12 protein-coding genes are annotated in these 15,339 nt (G+C 40.1%); 4 read left to right on the plus strand and 8 right to left on the minus strand.

Translation table 11 applies throughout. The annotated features are described in order from the left end of the window. Positions 1-306: 306 nt before the first annotated feature. The 5 genes from FL972_RS15005 to trxA all read right to left on the minus strand — a co-directional run bounded on the left by FL972_RS15005 (position 307) and on the right by trxA (position 4,976). Positions 307-798 carry a DUF6691 family protein gene (locus FL972_RS15005; protein WP_091649670.1) on the minus strand — a complete coding sequence of 164 codons (492 nt, stop codon included), beginning with the start codon at positions 796-798 and terminating at the stop codon, positions 307-309. A gap of 262 nt (positions 799-1,060) precedes the next feature. Then, the gene (locus tag FL972_RS15010) at positions 1,061-1,642 is read right to left on the minus strand and encodes a YeeE/YedE family protein (protein WP_144606525.1); all 582 of its coding nucleotides are present in this window, start codon (positions 1,640-1,642) and stop codon (positions 1,061-1,063) included. A gap of 15 nt (positions 1,643-1,657) precedes the next feature. Then, entirely contained in the window at positions 1,658-3,061 is a 1,404-nt protein-coding gene (locus FL972_RS15015) for a hypothetical protein (RefSeq protein ID WP_144606527.1), read from the minus strand. An 88-nt stretch (positions 3,062-3,149) separates the two neighbouring features. Next, entirely contained in the window at positions 3,150-4,571 is a 1,422-nt protein-coding gene (locus FL972_RS15020; RefSeq protein ID WP_144606529.1) for an MBL fold metallo-hydrolase, read from the minus strand. 84 nt (positions 4,572-4,655) lie between these two features. Next, positions 4,656-4,976, minus strand: coding sequence for a thioredoxin (gene trxA, locus FL972_RS15025; RefSeq protein ID WP_144606531.1), 321 nt, complete (start codon positions 4,974-4,976; stop codon positions 4,656-4,658). 162 nt (positions 4,977-5,138) lie between these two features. On the opposite strand from trxA, the gene FL972_RS15030 reads away from it, so the two are divergent. Next, positions 5,139-8,126 carry a glycosyltransferase family 117 protein gene (locus FL972_RS15030; RefSeq protein ID WP_144606533.1) on the plus strand — a complete coding sequence of 996 codons (2,988 nt, stop codon included), beginning with the start codon at positions 5,139-5,141 and terminating at the stop codon, positions 8,124-8,126. A gap of 35 nt (positions 8,127-8,161) precedes the next feature. On the opposite strand, the gene FL972_RS15035 is transcribed toward FL972_RS15030, so the two are convergent. Then, positions 8,162-8,938 carry a class I SAM-dependent methyltransferase gene (locus FL972_RS15035; protein ID WP_144606535.1) on the minus strand — a complete coding sequence of 259 codons (777 nt, stop codon included), beginning with the start codon at positions 8,936-8,938 and terminating at the stop codon, positions 8,162-8,164. Positions 8,939-8,998: 60 nt separating this feature from the next. Here FL972_RS15035 and FL972_RS15040 point away from each other — a divergent pair, with 60 nt between their 5' ends. Together FL972_RS15040 and rlmB are read left to right on the plus strand one after the other, a co-directional pair. Further along, the gene (locus FL972_RS15040; protein ID WP_144606537.1) at positions 8,999-10,234 is read left to right on the plus strand and encodes a GWxTD domain-containing protein; all 1,236 of its coding nucleotides are present in this window, start codon (positions 8,999-9,001) and stop codon (positions 10,232-10,234) included. Further along, positions 10,207-10,983 carry a 23S rRNA (guanosine(2251)-2'-O)-methyltransferase RlmB gene (gene rlmB, locus FL972_RS15045; protein ID WP_091649035.1) on the plus strand — a complete coding sequence of 259 codons (777 nt, stop codon included), beginning with the start codon at positions 10,207-10,209 and terminating at the stop codon, positions 10,981-10,983. The genes FL972_RS15040 and rlmB overlap by 28 nt, the downstream gene beginning before the upstream one ends. A gap of 13 nt (positions 10,984-10,996) precedes the next feature. On the opposite strand, the gene FL972_RS15050 is transcribed toward rlmB, so the two are convergent. Both FL972_RS15050 and FL972_RS15055 read right to left on the minus strand, forming a co-directional pair. Further along, complete coding sequence (locus FL972_RS15050; protein WP_144606539.1) at positions 10,997-12,073, minus strand: mannose-1-phosphate guanylyltransferase; 1,077 nt, start codon at positions 12,071-12,073, stop codon at positions 10,997-10,999. Between the two features lie 7 nt (positions 12,074-12,080). Further along, positions 12,081-13,049: a KpsF/GutQ family sugar-phosphate isomerase gene (locus FL972_RS15055; protein ID WP_144606541.1), complete on the minus strand. Its 969-nt coding sequence runs from the start codon at positions 13,047-13,049 to the stop codon at positions 12,081-12,083. Between the two features lie 95 nt (positions 13,050-13,144). On the opposite strand from FL972_RS15055, the gene recQ reads away from it, so the two are divergent. After that, positions 13,145-15,325, plus strand: coding sequence for a DNA helicase RecQ (gene recQ, locus FL972_RS15060; RefSeq protein WP_144606696.1), 2,181 nt, complete (start codon positions 13,145-13,147; stop codon positions 15,323-15,325). Positions 15,326-15,339 lie beyond the last annotated feature (14 nt).

Raw genomic sequence — 15,339 nt, forward strand, 5'->3', positions numbered from 1 at the left:
GTTTCAAAGAAATAAACTTGTGGAAACCCTAGAAGCGGAAAAACTATTTAGGACTTGCTTGGTTTAAAGTGAAAATCTGTTGTATGGAATTTGTAATAGTGGGATCGATCCTAGCCTGTATAATATTGATGATTCGGTTTATTATTAAAAAAGTATTCGATTGAAAATTTCGCCGGCTATCAGAACTATATTAGTCTAAAACATAAAGTTATTAAAGGTCTTATAAAGAGAACTAATTGACAGTTATAGGACATAAAAAAGCCGTGGAGACATCAGTTCCCACGGCTTTTAATATTTATATAGGGCTTAGTTAGGTAGCTTATCAGCAAACTTTCCATAAACCCAAGTTCCTGCAATTGCCGAAATAAGGGTAATACCTACTACTGTAAATCCACTACCAATCTGTGCGAATAAAGGCCCTGGACATGCTCCTGTAATAGCCCAGCCTAAACCGAAGATAAAACCTCCGATAATTTGCCCTTTTCTAAACTCCTTGGTTGGAATATTGATTTTTTCTCCATGAATGGTTTTGATCCCAAATCGCTTGATAATCTGGATAGATATGATTCCAGTAACAATCGCTGAGCCAATCACTCCATACATATGAAAGGACTGAAGCCTAAACATTTCCTGAATTCTAAACCAAGAAATGATTTCAGCCTTGACAAAAACAATCCCAAATAACACTCCTAAAATCACATATTTCAGTAATTCTAACCCCTTATCATGATCCTCTCGTAGATTTGGTGCTACACAATTGGGATCCTCTACTACAGTTTTCTTATCTATAACTTTCATCTGTTTATAATTAGTTTTTTAGTGGTCAGATGGAATCCCTGCCTGCTGCAGGCAGGTCGCACCGGTTCCCCGATACATCGGGGCATGCCTGTGTGTGAGGTTTTCCCTCGTGCTCGATTTCATCTGTTTATTTTTTGTTTTTTAAAGGTCAGATGGAATGCCCTACCCCGATTTATCGGGGCATCCCCCTCCCTATCCGCCGCGGCGGACGGGACAAGTTGTGTGAGATTTTTCCTCATGGGCATTTCATGTCTTTTTTCAATTAAAATCCCACAATTTTCATCAATGGCTCCAGTAACAAATGAGTCATTAAAAATCCACCAATCATAAAGAAAATAGTAGCTACCAGTGAAGGCCATTGCAGGGAACTGATTCCCATAATTGCATGTCCGGAGGTGCATCCACCCGCATAGCGAGTTCCAAAACCTACTAGAAACCCTCCGACAACAAAGAACACCAAGCCTTTGGCCGTAAAGAGATTCTCCCAAGAAAAGATCTCCACAGGCAAGAGGCTGGAATAATCTGTAATACCCAAAGCAGCCAAATCTGACTGTGTAGCTTCAGAGATTTTGATGATTTCTGGATTGGATAAATAAGAAGTGGCTACAAAGCCTCCTATTAATATCCCAATCACAAAGAGTAAATTCCAGATTTCTTTCTTCCAATTGTAGGTAAAGAAGGGAATTCCCGCAGGCACACACATTGCACAGACGTGACGCAAGGAGGAAGAAATCCCAAAGGTTTTATTCCCCAAAATAAGTAAGGCGGGCACTGTCAATCCTATTAAAGGACCTGCCACGTACCAAGGCCAAGGTTGTGAAACCCATTCTATAAATTCATTCATTTTATCTATTTTTTATTAAAACCTATAATCCAAAATCAAGTTCAAATTCGCCATATTAATCCGATTGATCACATATTCTAAGGGGATTTCCTTTTCAGAATTTTCCTTCTTCAAAGCAACTAGAAACTGTAAGTCCAAACCTTGAAAGAAGCCGTCAAATTTATAGTCCAATAAGCCTGTGAAATGGATGTAATTTGGGATTCCATATTTGTTTAAAGCAAGGTTGTCAATCTCGGGAGTTTTGACATGTGATGCCCCAAAGCTCATTTTAAATTTATTTTTCACCACTTCCTGATCAAGCTGTAACATTACTGCATTTGCACCTCCCAGACCTTCAAATCTTTCTCTTTGAAGCGTAACAAAGAATTGTTCCCTTCCCCATTCTCTAGGGAAAAGAAATCTTCCAGAATTAGAGATTCCCAGATAATTAATGGAAACACTTGTATTTGGCCAATTCATTCCCGCTCTCGCCCCAAATCCTGAAGAATTTTCATTTGGCAATATGTATGTAAGATCGGGATCAGGGTTCCCCCCATCATTGATCGCTTCCTGATAAAAGGCTTGAACACCCCAAATCCAGTTCCATCCATGATGAGAAGGGGATTTTCCATTCAATTGTAACATAGTGAGCCCAAACACATTCTCAGAAAGATAATTCCAAGACTCTAAGGACCAGGTTCTTCCCTCATATTCAACCCCCAAAACGCCAATTCCTTTTGAATCCACCTCTTGGTCATACTCTTTCACAGACTCCAATGGATGCCTACCTGAATCGAAAAATCCAAAGGACTCTTCTACTGGCAGCCATTCCAAAGATCCTCTCGATATCACATGAGAGAACCAAGCTCCACTGACTTTCCAATTATTTACTTTCCAATCCACTGAAAGCCCACTGAACAAATTGGGTCTCATTCTATTATCTGAAGCATTTAATAATGGACTTTCAAAGTGATGTCTTCCAAACCATGCAGAGATATTTTCTTTTTCGAAAGAAAGGTAGAACTCTTCCAATCTATCCATATCCTTGTGGTTTTCTGGATGGTGCACATCATAGAGCAGCAGTTCATATCGATTTGACTTTCCTGTTAAGGGGTCTTTGGCAATGATATTATTTTCGAAATGTCTAAAGACGAAAAACCCACTAAATCCAATTCCAAATCCTTTCCATCGAGGCGAGAAATAACCCAGCCCAGCTCCAGTACCCCAGGTTGAATAGTCTGTCAATGCCCCTTGATTGATTGTGGTCATGTAAAAAGACCTCAAATGAAATTCAAAAGAGCCACTCTTCAGGATTTGCCCAAATAGCTTTTGATCTGTTTTTTCAGTTTCAACCGATGGGATTTCATGTTGAGCCTTTAACTCAAATGCATGAAGACCCAAGAATAAAACCAGTACAAATTTGCTAAGTATCCTCAACATATATCAGTGACTTTGATCACATGGGTTTCCTTTAAATGAAAAATGGCAAGCTCGAAGGCTTGCCATTTTCTTTGGAAGAAAGACTGGTTTACAACAAGGTAGTTGGGCAAACATAGTCTGATACTTCAAATTTTCCTGATTCCTTGATAGCTTTAAAACCACCATCCACATCAATCAGATTATCATAGCCTCTGGCTCTCAAAATAGAGTTGAATACCATAGATCTATAACCTCCTGCGCAGTGTACATAATAGGTTTTATTCTTATCTACTTTCAACATGCTCTCATTGATATAATCTAAAGGAGTATTTTCAGCACCTTTGATATGCTCTGAAAGGAATTCGGAATTCTTTCTCACATCCAGAATAGGTACATTAGGGTCAGCTTCTTGGATTTTTGCCAATTCAGCTGCGCTGATGGAAGTGATGCTATCTATTTCTTTACCGGATTTTTTCCAGCTGGCAAATCCGCCATTTAAGTATCCTAAAGAATAATCATAGCCTACTCTTGCCAGTCTAGTGATTACTTCTTCTTCTCTGCCCTCTTCCGCAACTACCAGAATCTCCTGTTTCACATCAGGAATCATGGCACCAACCCATACAGCAAATGAACCATCTATTCCAATATTAATGGAATTGGGGATAAATCCTTTGTTAAACACCTGTGGAGCTCTTGTATCCAAAATCAATGCTCCTGTCTCGTTTGCCACTGTCTCAAACTCCTCTGGAGAAAGTGGCTTAACACCTCTTTCCAACACCTCATCAATACTATCGTATCCCTGTATATTCAACATCACATTTTGAGGGAAATAGGCAGGAGGCGGAGTCAAACCAGTAATAACCTCTTTGATAAATTCCTCTTTGGTCATTTCTTGAAGCGCATAATTGGTCTTCTTTTGATTTCCCAAGGTATCAGATGTTTCTTTACTCATATTCTTGCCACAAGCAGATCCTGCCCCATGAGCGGGATAAACAATCAAATCATCCGGTAGTGGCATGATTTTATTTCTCAAAGATTCATAAAGGTGTCCTGCCAACTTTTCCTGAGTTAAATCCTCCACAACCTTTTGGGCGAGATCTGGTCTTCCTACATCACCAATAAATAAAGTATCTCCTGTAAAAATAGCTTCCGGCTTACCTTCCTCGTTGAATAGTAAATAGCAGGAGGACTCCATCGTATGACCCGGAGTATGAATAACTTTAATTTTTGCCTTCCCAATCTGAAATTCCTGATTATCTTCAGCAATAATAGCCTCAAAACCCATTTTCATAGGCGTTGGGCCATAGACGATTTTCGCTCCTGTTTTAGCAGCTAAATCCTTATGTCCCGACACAAAATCAGCATGAAAGTGGGTTTCGAAAACATATTTGATTTTAGCATTTCTGCGCTCGGCTTTTTCGATATAGGGCTGAACTTCTCTCAATGGATCTATCACAGCTGCTTCACCATCAGATTCGATATAGTAAGCCCCTTGGGCTAGACATCCGGTATAAATCTGTTCTATTTTCATAATTTTATTTTTGTTCTTTTTTAAGATGATGGATCAAAATTAGAGATCCAATCATGGGTATAAAATGACTTTTGTCACACTGGCTTAGGCAGTTTTTGTGACATTTTTTTCAATAATTTGAGTCAATTGGTGAGCAGGAACTACTCCGGATTCCCTCCAAAGGATTTGGCCTTTTTGGAATAGAATCAAAGTGGGAACACCTCTTACCTGATAAGAACTGGCTGCAAGAGGATTTTTGTCCACATCTACTTTGATTATTTTCACTTTTTCTCCCACTTGCTTGGCTGTATCTTCTAAGATGGGTTGCATCATTTTACAAGGACCACACCAAGTAGCGAAAAAATCCACTAAAACAGGAGTTTCTCCATTGATTAATTCCTGAAATGTCTTTGGTTTGCTAGTCATATCAGCGCTATTTTAAATTTCTAAACAAAGATAAAATGACCGCTTTGTCAAAGTCGGTAATGTTTATCACTTAGAAGAAACAGGTCAGACTTTTAAAAAGTGCTAAAAAACCCTGACTTGGGAATAAATTTTATATTTTCGTCCGTCAAAATTACCTTATTAATGCTCAATTTCAAGCAAATCAATAATGTCACCGGCTGGGTGGTTTTTTTGGTAGCCACTTTGGTTTACGTGTTGACCGTCGAGGAGACGGCAAGTTTTTGGGATCCGGGAGAATTTATAGCTGTTTCTTACAAGCTTCAGGTCCCCCACCCTCCAGGAGCTCCTTTTTTCCTTCTGGTTTATAGAATGTTCAGCTTTCTGGCATTCGGTAACGAACTGGAAATTGCTTACTGGATGAATGTGGGAAGTGCTGTATTCTCAGGATTTACCATTTTATTCTTGTTTTGGTCAATCACCCTATTTGGAAGAAAACTTTTCAAAATACAGGAAGGTCAAGAATCTAAAGGAGAAACCATCAGCCTGATGGGTGCAGGTATCGTAGGATCTCTCATTTACACATTTTCGGACAGTTTCTGGTTTTCAGCGGTAGAAGCAGAGGTTTATGCCATGTCATCTTTTTTCACGGCGATTGTAATTTGGGCTGTGTTAAAGTGGGATGTAGTCAAAGATCCTCGTGAGGAGAACAAGTGGATGATTTTGATTGCTTATTTAGTGGGTCTTTCAATTGGGGTCCACTTGCTTAACTTGGTGACACTACCTGCTTTAGCATTGATATACTATTTCAAAAAGTACGAAAAACCCAACTTGAAAGGGGCTGCCATCGCATTCTTTTTCGGCGGTGTAGCATTGGTAGTAATCAATAATTTTATCATACCCGGGCTTCCTAGCTTGGCAGGTTCCACGGAGATCTTTTTTGTCAATAGCCTAGGCCTTCCTTTCGGTTCAGGAATCATTTTCTTTTCCTTAGCCTTCTTCGCTATCCTTTTTGTGGCTTATCGATACTCTCGAAACAAGGCTCTAGCAGGGTTAAATACCATTTTGCTATCATTGATATTTATTCTCATTGGCTATAGTTCCTATGCTTTGATTGTAATCCGGGCCAATCAGGATCCGGTGATTAATGAAAATGCTCCAAAAGATATCATTAGCTACGTTTCTTATCTCAAGCGAGAGCAATACGGCTATAGACCTTTGATTCACGGACAATTTTTTACTGCTGAGCTAATCGATCAGGAAGAAGGAGCTCCAGTATACAGAAAAGGCAAAGACAAATATGAGATTGCTGATTATGAGTTGAAAAACACTTATAACCCTGAAAAGACAACCATTCTGCCTAGGATTTACTCTACACAGGAAAACCACAAAAGAATTTATAGACAAAAACTTGGGCTTAGAGAAGGGCAACAACCTACATTCGGAGACAATATTTACTTTATGCTCAGCCATCAGCTGGGACATATGTATTTCCGTTATTTCATGTGGAATTTTTCCGGAAGAGAAAGTGACTTTACGGATGCTCCTTGGATTGGAATCACTGATGCATTTTCTGATAAATTCCCGGAATACATCACAGAAAACAAAGCACATAATAATTACTTGATGCTCCCGCTCTTACTTGGAATCATAGGATTATTTTTCCAAGCTAAAGCTGATCCTAAATCCTTCTATGTCAACCTTATGCTATTCCTGATGATGGGGGTAGTATTGGTACTCTACCTAAATTCCCCACCAGTTGAGCCTCGTGAAAGAGATTATATCTATGTGGGTAGCTTTTATGCTTTTGCCATTTGGGCGGGAATGGGAGTTTTAGCCATTGCTCATGGAATCGGTAAATTCACCAAAAACCTGGCCACTGCCGGAATAATAGCCACTTTGATTACCCTGCCGGTTGCGGGCTTAATGGCTGTAGAAAACTGGGATGACCATAACAGACAAGGACGCTATTTCTCTGTGGATGCAGCAAGAAACTTCTTGGCTTCCTGTGCTCCAAACGCGATTTTATTTACTGGTGGAGATAATGACACCTTCCCTCTTTGGTATGTTCAGGAAGTGGAAGGATTCAGAACTGATGTCAGAGTTATCGTATTGAGTTACTTCGATACGGATTGGTATGTGGACCAAATGAACCGTCCAGTGAATGAGTCCGAGGCGCTTCCTTTCTCTCTCGCTCCAGAGCGATACCAAAAAGGAACCAATGATGTGCTATTTGTTATGGAAAGAGATGGACTGGATGCTATCAGTGCCAGAGAATATCTCAAATTGTTGAACTCAGGTTCTGACCTTCTGAAAATGAAGACAGGAGGAAAAAGCCAAGTCAACATGGTTCCATCCAGAAATTTGATTTTAGAAGTAGATAGCGCAAAGGTATTCAGCAAGGATATCATTCCAGAGCAATTCGAACCTTTATTCGCTCCGCAGATTAATCTTCAGGTCAAAGGAAACTATGTGACCAAAGGAACCATGATGTTGATTGATCTGATAGTTACCAATAATTGGGAACGCCCGATTTATTTCAACAATACCTCTTTGGCAACAATTGGAGTTAACTTGGAAGAGCATGTGGTGATGGAAGGTTTGACCTATCGTCTACTGCCTATACGCAAGCCTGGCTATGTAAGAGAGGAATTGGTCAACGCTGATTTGGCTTATGAAAATTACATGAACGAATTTGCCTTCCGTGGCATGAATAATCCAGATGCTTATTTGGATGAAGAGTACAGAAGATTTGCCTCCAACCATAGAAGTGCCATCAACAGTATTGTCATGGCCTTATTGGATCAGGATGATATGGAAAAAGCTGCTAATCTTCTGAATTATGGATTGGAAGTCATGCCAAATGAAGCTATTCCTTATGATCTGTCCAGTGGGCAGTCTGTTCCTTTATTCTTTGAAGTAGGAGAAGAAGAAAAAGCCCTGGACATTATAGACAAGATCTCCAACCGATCTCTGGACATGATAGAATACTACACTGCAGAAAATAGAGATTACGATAGAGAGATGATGATCTCTATTGAGATGGTCAAGTACTTTATTCCTTTATTGGAAGAAAGAGGCTATCAGGAAAAAGCTCAGGAATTGAGTTTAAGACTTAACTCTTTGTTGGGAACCGAAAGTCAAGGCCCTAGCAGATTGCAGCGAAGAGATTAAAAAAATGGCCGGGATCTTGAAAAACCCGGCCATTTTTATTTTTTCCATAAAATATAGAAGAGATCTAACCCTTTTTTAGGATCATCTACCAGAGGATAATCCTCATGAGTGATTTGCACTACTGAATCACCTTGTTGTTGATGCAATTTGTTGCGATTCATCCTATTGAGGATTTCATAAGGCATTCGGAGTATCCATGCAGGTAATTTGTATTGAAGGTCAAAAATATCAAAACGCATGATTTTCTGTACAGATTGACGGTTGGCTTCGTGATAGGTCCAAACTTTCTCATTGCCACCAATTCCTTTTGCCTCCACTTTGTCAAATATTCCAGTACTTAAATCAATCAGTTGTTGAGGAACATATTCTCTGATATGCCATGGATTTCTGGAAAGTGTATGGGTATTATTTGGAGTTGAAATAATAGCTTTCCCTCCAGGCTTTAGCATTCGGTAGATTTCCTGTAAAAACAATCGGTCATTCTGGATATGCTCTATCACCTGAAAGCTTACAATCGTATCAAAGGACTCATCCTCAAAACCTTGGAAAGGGGGAATTACTGCCTGCCTAAAATCAACCCCCGGAAATTTCTTTTGCAAGTCTGCGATCACTTCACCTATCTTGTCCAAGCCTACATAACTGTCCGCCAAAGGCAATAAAGTCTCTACCCCTCTGCCCTCTCCACAGCCTATTTCTAGGAGATTTCCACTGATCCAGGGTTTTGCTGCAATGTATGCCTTCAATAATCGTTGGTGAATAGGATTATCGCTAACCAACTTGTCCGAGGCGATTTCCGTTGTATAGGTAGCCATGTAAAATTTTACTATTTTGGCAAAAGTAAGGTTAATTTTTAAAACCAGAGATAACACCCGATGAAGCAAAAGACCATTCAACTTTCAATTTTTTTCGCACTGGCATTTCTATGTGCCATACCCTCATTTTCCCAGAAAAGATTAGCTGATTATAATCAAGCGCTTCGATATTCCAGATATTCTAGGTTGGCTTTGAAAATCATCCCTCAAAAAAAGAGTTCCTCCACTTTTTTGGCTCAGCTGGTAATAGAGAAAATCGAAGATCAGCCGAATTTTAACACTTACAGCTTTTCATATGCCTTGGCTGATGGCTATCAAACAGCTATCAAACCTGAGGATGTAACTATCCTGATTGCTGAAGATTTGAAATATGACACCGACAGGCATTGGGTATTTGAGAAAGAAATCCAGATTCCTGAGAATCAAGAACAGGCCATATTACTTTTCACTGCCTTAGACACCCGTCAGGGAGATGAATATAATTATCATATAGATCTCAAAAGTCCATTTGTTTTTGATCATCCCAGTTTTGGCGCATACTATGCCAATGGAGTTCCTTTTGATCAAAACTATCTACCCGCTGGTGAAGCGCTGTTATTTAAAAGCTTAGCAGGGCCTAGCATCCATAGTTTTTTTTACCCTATGGATTTTGAAATACCTTATCCTCCCATGGAAACCAAACCGGCACCGGTTCCCAGGGAATTGGAAGTCAAGGATAAAGGGGATTTTCTTTCCAATGTTCCTCATGAATTGGATGAAAAGGGATATTATTTTTTCCAGCAGGATACGAGTAAGTCCACTGGGCTTTTGATCCGAACTACCCATGATGCTTATCCTAAAGTGAAAGATTGGGATGAAATGGTGGACATGGTGACATATATTTCTACCAGAAGGGAGCATGAATCCCTACTGATAGCGGAGGATAAAAAAAGAGCGTTGGATCAATATTGGTTGAATTTGACCCGAAACCCAGAGATCGCCAAAGAACTCATTCGGGAGTATTTTAGACAAGTTGAGTTTGCTAATATTTTGTTCACAGACTTCAAAGAAGGTTGGAAAACAGACAAAGGTATGGTGTATATTGTGATGGGTCCACCGCAAGAAGTCAACTTTTATCTAGACCGTGAAGTGTGGAGCTATCAAGGATTGGACGAGAGTTCGAAAATTAGATTTACCTTTGCCCGCGTAAAAAATATTCTCAACCCACATTATTACACCTTAAACCGATCCAGGGCCTATCAGCCGATCTGGTTTAAAAACATATCCCAATGGAGAAGCGGAAAGATGGCTTTCTAATAGAAAAAGGAGCTCAAGACAAAGATTTTATTTTTGGAACACGTGCAGTTATGGAGGCTATCCATGCTGGCAAAGAACTGGATAAGGTATTGGTTCAGAAGGAACTGAACAATGACCTGATCAAGGAGTTACTTCAGCTTTGCAAAGGCTCAGGCCTGCCTGTAGTGAGGGTTCCTGAAGCTAAATTGAACCGAATCACACGCAAAAATCATCAGGGAGTCATAGCACAGACCTCTGCCATCGCTTATGCCTCTTTGGACCATGTGATTGACAATTGCTATGCAGTCGGAAAGTCTCCCTTAATTTTGGTTCTGGATCATATCACGGATGTGAGAAACTTCGGAGCCATAGCCAGAACAGCAGAATGTGCTGGGGTAGATGCAATAGTTATCCCTGAAAAGGGAAGTGCTCAGATCAACTCAGATGCCATCAAGACTTCAGCCGGAGCTTTAAATTTCCTTCCCGTAGTGAGAGTAAGAAATCTATTTTACACTTGCAGGGATTTACAAAAAATGGGCTTAAGTCTCATCGCCATCACAGAAAAGACCGAAAAATCCATGTATGAGGCAGATTTTTCAAGTCCTGTTGCTATGGTAATGGGTTCAGAGGAAGATGGAATCTCTCAGGAAATTTTTGGCATCGTAGATGACAAAGTCAAAATCCCTATGGCAGGAAATATTGAAAGCTTAAATGTCTCAGTATCTGCCGGTGTAGCGATATACGAAGCAATAAGACAGAGAAAAGCATAAAAAAAAGAGGACTTCAGATGAAGTCCTCTCCTTTTTTCCGGGCATTGGATACAAAGTCCCTAAATTTCTTCTCCCCATCCAAAGGACAAATCAAAAGAACATTCTCTGTTTCGTTGATTAGGTAATTTTTGAGTCCTTCCACTACAACCAATTTTTCACTATCTACTTTGATAAAGCTGTTTTCAGTATCATACAGCATGGCATTGGCCTCCACCACATTGTTGTGCTCATCCTTTTCCCTCAACTCATGAAGGCTGTACCAGGACCCAAGATCAGACCATCCGAAATCGCCCAAAATCACATATACATCGCTGGATTTTTCCATCAAACCGTAATCAATGGAAATATTTTTCACCTGTAAGTATGCCTTGCTCACAAAATCAGGTTCTGCATCCTTGCCGAAGAACTCTTTGCCTTCGTCAAAAATTTCTGCCACGTCAGGCATATGCTTTTGAAATGAACTCAGTAGACTGCTGCATTTCCAGACAAAAATTCCGGAGTTCCAGACGAAATCTCCACTTTCTATAAATGTCTTTGCTAGCTTGATATTAGGCTTTTCTGTAAAGGTTTTGACCTTCAGTGCCTCTTCTGAATTTTTGGATTCCAGGTATTGAATATACCCATATCCAGTTTCCGGTCTATTTGGCTTAATTCCTACTGTAATGAGTCTTCCTTCAATAGTTGCTGCATTTAACGCTTTCTGAATGGTTTTAACGAATTTTCTTTCCTGCAAAATCAAATGATCTGCAGGAGTAACAATCATACTGGCTCCCGGATCTATAGAGTTTACTTTGTAGCAGGCATAAGCGATGCAGGTAGCCGTATTTTTTCTATTTGGCTCACTTAGAATTTGATGCTCCTCCAATTCCGGCAACTGCTCTTTTACCAGGTTGACGTACTTTTTATAGGTAATCACGAAGAATCGATCCTTGTCCGCAACTTCCAAAAATCTATCATAGGTCATTTGAAGAAGTGACCTCCCAGTCCCGAGAATATCCAAAAATTGCTTCGGCCTCTTTCTTCTACTATGAGGCCAAAAGCGGGTGCCAATTCCCCCCGCCATGATGATGATGTAGGGTTTTTCCTGCATTAATTCGTTAAACTATACCTTCTTTCATTAATTCATGAATATGGATAAATCCTGCGATTTTTTCCCCATCCATGGCCACTAATTGAGTAATATTATGATTACGCATCATATTCAAGGCACGAATGGCATATTCATCCTTTGAAATAGTCTTTGGATTTTGAGTCATGATATCTTTTGCCTTAAGATTTTGGATATCCAGTGTTTTTTGAAGCATCCTTCTCAAGTCTCCATCGGTAATAATCCCTAAAAGTTGATCATTCTCGTCGGTTACAGCGGTGGCACCCAATCTTTTTCCAGAAATCTCTACTATAACTTCTGCAAGGCCAGCGTCTTCTTTTACTTTAGGAATTTGCTCTGAGCTAAGCAGGTCATCAACTCTCAAATAAAGCTGCTTACCCAAGGAACCTCCCGGATGATATTTTGCAAAATCATCTGAACTGAATCCTCTGGCTTCCAAAAGACAAACTGCCAATGCATCTCCCAAAGCCAGATGAGCGGTAGTACTTGTAGTAGGAGCAAGATTATGAGGACAAGCTTCTTCTCCGATGGTGGCATTTAGCACATAATCAGCATGATCTGCCAAATAACTATTGGGATTACTTACCAAAGCGACCAGTACTGAGCCCAGTTTTTTCAACAAAGGAACCAAAACTTTGATCTCCGGAGTATTACCGCTCTTGGAAATACAGATAACTACATCTTCTTCCAGCACCATGCCCAAATCCCCATGGATGGCATCTGCCGCATGCATGAAAACTGCCGGAGTTCCGGTGGAATTTAAGGTTGCTACAATTTTATTGGCGATAATGGCGCTTTTACCAATTCCAGTGATGACAACGCGACCTTTTCCTGTCAGAATCCTTTCCACACAGGCCTCAAAATCCCCGTCTAAATAATCAACAAGCCTAAGAATAGCCTCTGATTCATTTTGCAGGACCCTAGCCGCTGTATTTTTAATATTTTTAGCTAAATTCAATTTTACCTGTGTTAATCACTAATTTTGTACAAAGGTATAAAAGTAATAAATCATTCCTGTTTACAGCTTTACGTACCATTAAAGCCCCTGTTCAAGTGGAAGAAAAAGTAAAAGCAGATCTTAAACACATATTCGGATTCAGTCATTTTCGAGGGAATCAGGAACTCATAGTTGACAACCTGCTCAAGCAGCGTAATACTTTTGTCATCATGCCAACCGGAGCCGGTAAATCGCTGTGCTACCAATTACCGGCCGTGGTGAAGGAAGGAACCGCGATAGTCATTTCTCCTCTGATTGCCTTGATGAAAAATCAGGTTGACCAACTGAATGCAATTGGAATCAATGCGCATTTTCTGAATTCAACACTCAGTAAATCAGAGTCCAATCGGGTAAAGTCCGAGGTGATGAAAAAAAATGCCAAGCTTCTATATGTGGCTCCTGAGTCATTGACCAAAGAAGAGAACATAGCCTTTTTGAAGGAAGCTCATTTGAGTTTTGTAGCCATTGATGAAGCTCACTGTATTTCTGAGTGGGGACATGATTTCCGCCCAGAATACAGAAAGATCAAATCTATTGTCGCTCAGATTGCTCCCAATCTGCCAATCATCGCATTGACTGCCACTGCTACGCCTAAAGTTCAGCAGGACATTCAGCGAAATTTACAGATGGAAGAGGCGGATTTGTTTAAGTCCTCATTCAATCGGACCAACCTATTTTATGAGGTTAGGCCAAAAGTAAAGAATGAGTCCAAAAAACAACTTATCAAGTTTATCAAATCCCACAAGGGGAAATCAGGTATAATCTATTGCCTTAGCCGAAAAAAGGTGGAGGAAATAGCTGATCTCCTCAAAGTAAATCAAATAAACGCTGCTCCTTACCATGCAGGTTTGGACTCATCGGTCAGAATCAAAAACCAAGATGATTTCCTCAATGAGGAACTGGATGTGATTGTAGCAACCATCGCTTTCGGAATGGGGATTGATAAACCGGACGTGCGATATGTCATCCACTACGATGTACCGAAGTCTCTGGAGGGATATTATCAAGAAACTGGCCGTGCAGGTAGAGATGGTTTGGAAGGACATTGTCTCATGTTTTACCGATATGAGGACATCCTGAAACTGGATAAGTTCAATAAAGACAAAGCGGTAACAGAAAGAGAAAATGCAAAAGTCCTGCTTCAGGAAATGGCAGCCTATGCAGAAACAGGAGTTTGTCGCAGAAAATTTATCCTCAACTACTTTGGAGAAACCATGGAGGAAGACTGTGGTTTCTGCGATAACTGTAAGCGCGTGAGAGAAACTTTCGAGGGGATGGATTTTCTAACCCTGGCCTTACAAACTACCAAGCTTACCAATCAGCGATTTGGATTGGAGCATTTGGTCAAAGTATTGATGGGCGAAAAAACGGATTATGTATCAAGCTATAAGCACGATAAATTAGAAGTCTTTGCAAAAGGACAAGACCAAACAGAAAAGCTTTGGACATCTGTTTTCCGACAGGCATTGGTCATGAACCTCTTGGAGAAAGACATCGAGAATTACGGGGTCCTGAAACTGACTAAAAAAGGTCAGGCGTTTCTGAATGAGCCTTACTCAGTGCAATTGCATTTCGATCATGACTTCGAAAAAGAGCTGGAAAATGAACAACCGGAGGTAGAAGTTTCCTCAGGCGGAGTGGCGTATGATGAAAAACTGTTTGAACTACTTAAAGCAGAGCGAAAAAAGGTTGCACGACAAAAAGACCTACCACCTTATGTGATTTTCCAAGATCCTTCTTTGGAGGAAATGGCAACAGTTTATCCAACCACCCGAGAGGAATTAGCTCAAATCAACGGGGTAGGAATGGGAAAAGTGGCTAAATTTGGGTCAACTTTTCTGAAATTGATCGCTTCCTATGTAGAGGAAAATGAAATTGAAACTGCTTCTGATGTTGTAGTCAAATCCTCAGGAACAAGGTCAAAAGTGAAGATTTCAATAATCCAGCAAATCGACCGCAAGATTGATCTGGATGAAATCGCAGAAAATTTGAATATGAGTATGGGTGAGTTGCTTCAGGAAATAGAGCAAATTATCTATAGCGGAACTAAACTAAATATCGATTACTACATTCATCACATCATGGATGAGGAAAGAGAAGATATTCTCCATGATTACTTTATGAATGCGGAAAACGATAGTATAAAGGCAGCGCTTGACGAACTTGAAGATGAGGATTTTGCGGAAGACGAACTCCGTGTTTATCGAATCAAGTTTATCTCAGAGCATGCCAATTAAACTGAATTAATTCA

Origin of the sequence: Algoriphagus algorifonticola, assembly GCF_007655305.1 — a bacterium.
Lineage (GTDB): Bacteria > Bacteroidota > Bacteroidia > Cytophagales > Cyclobacteriaceae > Algoriphagus > Algoriphagus algorifonticola.

Excerpts from the sequence above, each read along its gene's own strand:
- FL972_RS15010 (WP_144606525.1), bottom strand. The coding sequence starts at position 1,642 with ATGAATGAATTTATAGAATGGGTTTCACAACCTTGGCCTTGGTACGTG.
- FL972_RS15040 (WP_144606537.1), top strand. The coding sequence starts at position 8,999 with ATGAAGCAAAAGACCATTCAACTTTCAATTTTTTTCGCACTGGCATTT.
- FL972_RS15005 (WP_091649670.1), bottom strand. The coding sequence starts at position 798 with ATGAAAGTTATAGATAAGAAAACTGTAGTAGAGGATCCCAATTGTGTA.
- FL972_RS15050 (WP_144606539.1), bottom strand. The coding sequence starts at position 12,073 with ATGCAGGAAAAACCCTACATCATCATCATGGCGGGGGGAATTGGCACC.
- rlmB (WP_091649035.1), top strand. The coding sequence starts at position 10,207 with ATGGAGAAGCGGAAAGATGGCTTTCTAATAGAAAAAGGAGCTCAAGAC.
- FL972_RS15020 (WP_144606529.1), bottom strand. The coding sequence starts at position 4,571 with ATGAAAATAGAACAGATTTATACCGGATGTCTAGCCCAAGGGGCTTAC.
- FL972_RS15015 (WP_144606527.1), bottom strand. The coding sequence starts at position 3,061 with ATGTTGAGGATACTTAGCAAATTTGTACTGGTTTTATTCTTGGGTCTT.
- FL972_RS15035 (WP_144606535.1), bottom strand. The coding sequence starts at position 8,938 with ATGGCTACCTATACAACGGAAATCGCCTCGGACAAGTTGGTTAGCGAT.
- FL972_RS15030 (WP_144606533.1), top strand. The coding sequence starts at position 5,139 with ATGCTCAATTTCAAGCAAATCAATAATGTCACCGGCTGGGTGGTTTTT.
- trxA (WP_144606531.1), bottom strand. The coding sequence starts at position 4,976 with ATGACTAGCAAACCAAAGACATTTCAGGAATTAATCAATGGAGAAACT.